The 5,246-nt window shown below is 65.9% G+C and carries 5 protein-coding genes; all 5 read right to left on the reverse strand.

All coding sequences use genetic code 11. The annotated features are described in order from the left end of the window. Positions 1 to 104: 104 nt before the first annotated feature. Positions 105 to 1,130 (reverse strand): glucokinase, encoded by a 1,026-nt coding sequence (locus tag EN964_RS23375; protein ID WP_127268267.1) that lies wholly within the window; start codon positions 1,128 to 1,130, stop codon positions 105 to 107. 201 nt (positions 1,131 to 1,331) lie between these two features. Beyond that, on the reverse strand, positions 1,332 to 2,420 hold the full coding sequence (gene mepA, locus EN964_RS23380) for a penicillin-insensitive murein endopeptidase (RefSeq protein WP_127269766.1): 1,089 nt from the start codon (positions 2,418 to 2,420) through the stop codon (positions 1,332 to 1,334). A 65-nt stretch (positions 2,421 to 2,485) separates the two neighbouring features. After that, complete coding sequence (locus tag EN964_RS23385) at positions 2,486 to 3,388, reverse strand: SDR family oxidoreductase (protein WP_127269764.1); 903 nt, start codon at positions 3,386 to 3,388, stop codon at positions 2,486 to 2,488. Further along, positions 3,385 to 4,539 (reverse strand): tRNA epoxyqueuosine(34) reductase QueG, encoded by a 1,155-nt coding sequence (gene queG, locus EN964_RS23390; protein ID WP_127269762.1) that lies wholly within the window; start codon positions 4,537 to 4,539, stop codon positions 3,385 to 3,387. Before queG ends, EN964_RS23385 begins: the two co-directional genes overlap by 4 nt. Then, on the reverse strand, positions 4,520 to 5,212 hold the full coding sequence (locus tag EN964_RS23395) for a glutathione S-transferase family protein (protein WP_013528622.1): 693 nt from the start codon (positions 5,210 to 5,212) through the stop codon (positions 4,520 to 4,522). Before EN964_RS23395 ends, queG begins: the two co-directional genes overlap by 20 nt. Positions 5,213 to 5,246 lie beyond the last annotated feature (34 nt).

Raw genomic sequence — 5,246 nt, forward strand, 5'->3', positions numbered from 1 at the left:
GACCGGGGCTGCAAATTCGGCACCCCTCTTAACGCCCTGCGGCCTGATTGCCTATGCCCGCACCTGATTAACTTCGTCGCGGGGCGCGAGCGCTTCGCTGGCTTTCAGGCCTGCCAGCGCCGGCCCTCCGTCTGGACACCGAACAGCAAGGGGTTCCTGGCATAGGCGGCAAGGCCCAGAAGTGCGGCCAGCGGGTGGGTGATGACGTAGACCGGCATGGTGCGCATCATCGCGCTGTGCGGCGCCTTGTCCTCGAAAGCGGCGCGGAAATTGCCGGCTTTCAGCGCCGGCACGATCTTCTGCGCGATGCCACCGGTGAGGAACACGCCGCCGCGGCTCATGAACACCAGAGCAAGGTCGCCTGCGGTGCGCCCAAGGCAGGTGACGAAAATCTCCAGCGCTTCCACTGCAACCGGATCGGTTTTCGCAAGTGCCGCGGCAGTGATCTCGGCCGGCGTGGTGAAGGGCGACGGCTTGCCGTCCGCCTTGGCCACCGCCCTGTAGACATTGACCAGACCGCGTCCGCACAGGATCTGCTCGCCCGAAACGCGGCCTTCGAGCTTCTCGATATGCGGAAAAACCTCGAAATCGCGCGGTGTGCGCGGGCCGATGTCCATATGGCCGCCCTCGCCGGGCACCGGTATCCAATGGTGCAGCGCATGGACCAGCCCGGCGACGCCGAGCCCGGTTCCGGGGCCGAGCACGACGCGCCCGGCATTGGGCTCCGGCGTGCCGCCGCCGATCTTTTCCATGTGCTCCTCGCCGAGCGCAACGACGGCCAGCGCCTGCGCCTCGAAATCGTTGAGCACGACGATGTCGCTCAGGCCGAGGCTGGCGAACATTTTCCTCGGCTTGACGATCCAGGGGCAGTTGGTCAGCTCGATCTCGTCGCCGTCGACCGGGCCAGCCACCGCCAGCACCGCCGATTTGGGACGCACCGACGAGCGGTCGAGCACGGCCGCCTGGATCGCCTCGTCGATGGTGTTGTAGTTCGCCGTCTGGACGATGGTCGGCTCGCCTGCCTCGGAATTGGCGTCGAGCACGATCGAAAAGCGCGCATTGGTGCCGCCGATGTCGCCGATCAGGATCGGAAACCGCAGCAAAGTGTCGTCGTCGCCTGTGCGTGGCATGCTCTCGTCCGTCTCCGGCGCCCCCGACGGCATCTGGCCGTTCTTCCGTTGACTAGCGCATGGGTTTGAAAAGGGAAACGGTTTTCGATCCCGGCGGCGCGCTGAGGCCGGCTCTGCGGCCAAACCGCCACGGTTTCGCAAAAATGAGGCGCTGAACCGATTGAGCCTGCCTATAAGGCTGTAAGCTATAAGCCGTGATCGTCAGTTTCCAGGCGGCCGCGGTCGCGGCAGCGGCACGCCGATCTCGGGCGTCGCCGTGAAGGCGTTCACCGTGCTTGGCAAGCCGGCGGCGGCCGGGGTGGCGGGCAATGACGGCGTTTCGGGTTCGGGCGCGGCGGCCGCGACCGGCACGCCGCCGCCATGGTAGGTCGCCGCCTCGGCCGAGTCCGGCCCCGGCGCGTCGAGCACCGCGCGGCATTCGCCCGGCAGGTTCGCCATCGTCATCAGGTCGCGGGCCTTGGGCGCATCCGGGTTCTTGTTGGGGCGCCAGGGCTCCTGCGTGAACCACCAGGCCAGCGGCTTGCCGCAACCGTCATCGTCCGGCGTCGCCTCCTGCGCCTTGCAGCCGGGCGATCCGGGCTGACAGCCGATGCGCATGTGGAAATGATAGTCGTGGCCCCAGAACGGCCTGACCTTGCGCAGCCAGAAGCGGTCGCCCTTGACGGTGTCGCAGAGCTTTTTCTTGATGCCCGGATTGACCAGGATGCGCTCGACCTGGCCGTAGCTCGCCGCCCGCTTCAGAAGCCTTGTGTGCGCTGGCGTCCACAGCGCGTCCTTCACCAGATGGGTCTTCTCATCGACCATCAAGGTGGCGCTCATCGATTCGCGCTGCGCCATCGACAGCGGGCGGCTGGGCATCGGCGTCAGCCAGATGTCGGCGTCGAGCCCGATCTGGTGCGAGGCATGTCCTGTCAGCATCGGGCCGCCGCGCGGCTGCGAAATGTCGCCGATCAGCAGGCCTGGCCAACCATCGGCCGCTGCGTCGCGCGACAATTTCTCGACTACCGCGATCATCGCCGGATGGCCCCAGCGGCGGTTGCGCGACGGCCGCATCACCTGCCAGGTCGGACCGTCCAAGGGAATGGCGACGCCGCCGGCAAAACAGCCCTTGGAATAGAAGCCAATCGACCGCGCCGCGGTCGCGGCCGGCAGTTTCTTGGCGCCGAACAGGTCTTTTGCCCGCTCCTCGGCGGTCGCCGGCTGAACGGCTGAGCCAAGCACGGCAAGCAGGCCGAGCGCAGCGGCCAACAGGGGCGTTTTGCCTAGAGATAGCCTCATCGCTGTCTTCATGAACCCGGTTCTCCACCGCAATCCCAAGGCCGAATCATAGCACGCCGCGCCCGCGGCTTCGATCGTCAGCGCTTCATCGGGCTGCGCGCTTCGCCGTCACGCCAATCGCCGCTTGCCCACATATGATCGAAGGCGGCGCGGTAGTCTGGAAACCGCAGGGAATAACCCGCCGCCTTGATCGCCGCGTTGGCGACACGCTTGTTCTCGCCATAGAAGGACCGCGCCATGGGCGAAAGTTGGGCGGCGTCGAAGGGAATTTCGGGCGGCGGTTCGATACCCATTAGCGAAGCGGCATAGGCGACGACATCCTGCGGCGGCGCCGGCAGGTCGTCGGTGACGTTGAAGATGCCGCCTGTATTGCCTTCGATGAGCTGCCACAGGGCGCCGGCAATGTCGTCGCAATGGATGCGGTTGAACACCTGGTCCGGCTTGACCAGCCGCCTTGCAGTGCCGTTTTCCAGATTGACCAGCGCGTTGCGGCCGGGGCCGTAAATGCCGGACAGGCGCAGGATCGCCCCCGGTCGGCCGATCTCGCGGCCCAGCTCCAGCCAGTCTCGTTCGGCGGCCACCCGCATCACCGAGCGCTTCGACACCGGCCGGCATTCCGCCGTTTCATCGACCCATGCGCCGTCATAATTGCCGTAGACGCCGACGGTGGAGAGATAGCCGATCCATTCAAGCACCGGCATTTGAGTGAGGATTCCCGCGCGGGCGGCATTCAGCACAGGATCGCCGGCCTCTTCCGGGGCGACCGAAATCAGCAGATGCGTTGTTTTTCCCAATGCATCGCCGATTTCGCCGGTCATCGCGCCGTCGAACAGAAGCGGCGCGACACCGGCCTGCCGTAGCGTCTCGAATTTTTCCGGCGAGCGTGTCGTGCCGAAGATCGTCGCGGCGCCTTTGTTAGCCCGAGCAAAAGCCCCGCCGGAATAGCCGGCGCCGAAGATGAATATCTGCTTTTCGCTCATGCATTCGCCCTGGTTGGCCGCGCCAGACGCCATTCGTCGCGCACGGCTTCGTCGCTTTCGGTTTTCAGGCCGATGGCTGCCCGTTCTGAATATTCGGCATCGGGCACCAGCCGCGCCAGCGCCCATATTGCCGCGCCCCGGACCAGCGGCGAGGCATCGTCCAGCAAGGCGCGCACAGTGTCGGCAAGAGAGGCATCGCCGGAATTGCCGGCGGCGATCAGCACGTTGCGGATGAACCGGTCGCGGCCGATGCGTTTTATCGGCGAACCGGAGAAGAAAGCGCGGAAGGCCGCGTCATCGAGACCCAAAAGGTCGGCGAGCGGCGGCTCGCGCAAATCATCGCGCGCGACGAGTTTTGCTTCGGAAGCTGCCCGGGCGAATTTGTTCCACGGGCAGGCGGCAAGACAATCGTCGCAGCCATAGATGCGGTTGCCGATCTTTTCGCGGAATTCGTGCGGAATCGGCCCCTTGTTCTCGATGGTGAGATAGGAGATGCAGCGCCGCGCATCGAGCCGGTAGGGCGCCGGAAAGGCATCGGTCGGGCACGCGTCGAGGCAGGCGCGGCAGGAGCCGCAATGGTCGATCTCGGCGCGGTCGGGCACGAGTTCGGCGGTGGTGAAGATGGTGCCGAGGAACAGCCAGGAGCCGTGCTCGCGGCTGACCAGATTGGTGTGCTTGCCTTGCCAGCCGAGCCCGGCGGCCTCGGCCAGCGGCTTTTCCATCACCGGCGCAGTGTCGACGAATACCTTCACATCACCCCCGGCGCGCGCCACGATCTTGCCGGCGATCTCCTTCAGCCGCCCCTTCATCACATCGTGATAGTCGCGGTTTTGCGCATAGACCGAGATCGCGCCGGAGTCGCGCTTGGCCAGCACCCCGCGCGGATCATGGTCGGGGCCATAGTTCATCGCCAGCACGATGATCGAGCGCACCTGCGGCCAGAGGGCTGTTGGTTCACTGCGGCGTTGAAGCGTCTCGGCGATCCAGTCCATCGACCCATGAAAGCCATCGGCGACGAATTCGGCCAGGCGCGCCGGCGCCAGCGGGATCGCATCGGGGGAGGTGACGGCAACGGCATCGAAGCCGGCGCGCTGCGCCTCCGCGTCGATCAGCGCGCGCAGTTTTGCGGCGTCAGAAGTCGAGGTCCGCATAATGCGACACCGGTGACAGGCCGCGCACCCGGTCGGTCAAAAGCGGCCGGAAGGAGGGCCGCGACTTGACCCGCGTGTACCATTCGCGTGCAGCGCTGTGCTCGCGCCAGTCGATCTCGCCGAGATAGTCGAGCACCGACAGCGTCGCCGCGGCCGCGAGATCGGCATAGGTGACCCTCGAACCGGCCAGCCAATGGCGGGTGCCGGCCAGCCAGTTGGTGTATTTCATGTGCTGGCGGATGTTGGCGCGCGCGGCACGGATCGCGCCCGAATCGGGCGAGCCGCCGCCAGCCGTTTCCGGCATGACCGGCTTGAGCACGCGCTCGCGCACCAGATGGCGGGTGACTTCACTTTCGGCCTTGTTGAGATACCAGTCGATGAGCCGGCGGATTTCGGCGCGCTGCATCGGGTCCTCGGCGAACAGCCGCTTGTCGCGCTTCAGCACGCCGCGCGTTTCATCGAGATATTCCGAAATCACCGTCGCGCCGACGATCGGCACGTCGCCTTCGGCCAGCAGGATCGGCAGCGTTCCGGCCGGGTTCAGCGCCAGGAACTCCTTGCGCCGGGTCCACGGCTTTTCCTCGATCAAAGCCAGCTCCTCGCCATACTCGCCGAATGCGAGGCGGACGAAGCGACAGGTGGCGAACATGGGATGGTGGAAAAGCGTCAGCATGGTTCCGCGATGATAAAGCGCACTGGCGAATCGC

It is taken from the genome of Mesorhizobium sp. M7A.F.Ca.CA.001.10.2.1 (assembly GCF_003998575.1).
GTDB lineage: Bacteria > Pseudomonadota > Alphaproteobacteria > Rhizobiales > Rhizobiaceae > Mesorhizobium.